Origin of the sequence: Bartonella gabonensis (genome assembly GCF_903679515.1) — a bacterium.
GTDB lineage: Bacteria > Pseudomonadota > Alphaproteobacteria > Rhizobiales > Rhizobiaceae > Bartonella > Bartonella gabonensis.
Window position 1 is genome coordinate 1 of sequence record NZ_CAHOYM010000118.1, and the last position, 524, is coordinate 524.

The 524-nt window shown below is 71.2% G+C and carries 1 protein-coding gene; it reads right to left on the minus strand.

The genetic code is table 11. The features are described 5' to 3' along the window. Positions 1-369 (minus strand): pseudouridine synthase (locus HWX04_RS08930; RefSeq protein ID WP_210259585.1); only part of this gene is annotated, 369 nt, incomplete at its 3' end. Between the last annotated feature and the right edge of the window lie 155 nt (positions 370-524).

The window sequence follows — 524 nt, forward strand, 5'->3', positions numbered from 1 at the left end:
GCTGCGCGCCACGACCATGAGGCCGCTGGTGTCCTTGTCCAGGCGATGGACGATGCCGGCGCGCGGCACCTCGCGCGCCTTGGGGTCGCGCCCCAGCAGGCCGTTGAGCAGGGTTCCCGTCCAGTTGCCGGGCGCCGGGTGCACGACCAGGCCAGCCGGCTTGTTGACGACCAGCAGGTGCTCGTCCTCATGCACCACGTCCAGCGCCATGTCCTTGGGCTGGAAGGCCATGCTCTGCTGCGTGGGCCGCATCTCCAGCACCATGCGGTCGCCGGCCGCGACCTTGGCGGAAGGCTTGCCCAGCACACGCCCGTTGAGGGTGACCGCGCCCTGCGCAAGCAGCTGCTGCAGATAGCTGCGCGAAATCACCGTGCCGCCCGCCCAGCACGGCCTGCGCGCCGACAAGGTGCTGGCCGAATGCGTGGCCGAGTTCTCGCGCAGCTATCTGCAGCAGCTGCTTGCGCAGGCCGTGCTGGGCGGGCGGCACGGTGATTTCGCGCAGCTCGGCGGCGGCGGCCTCGACC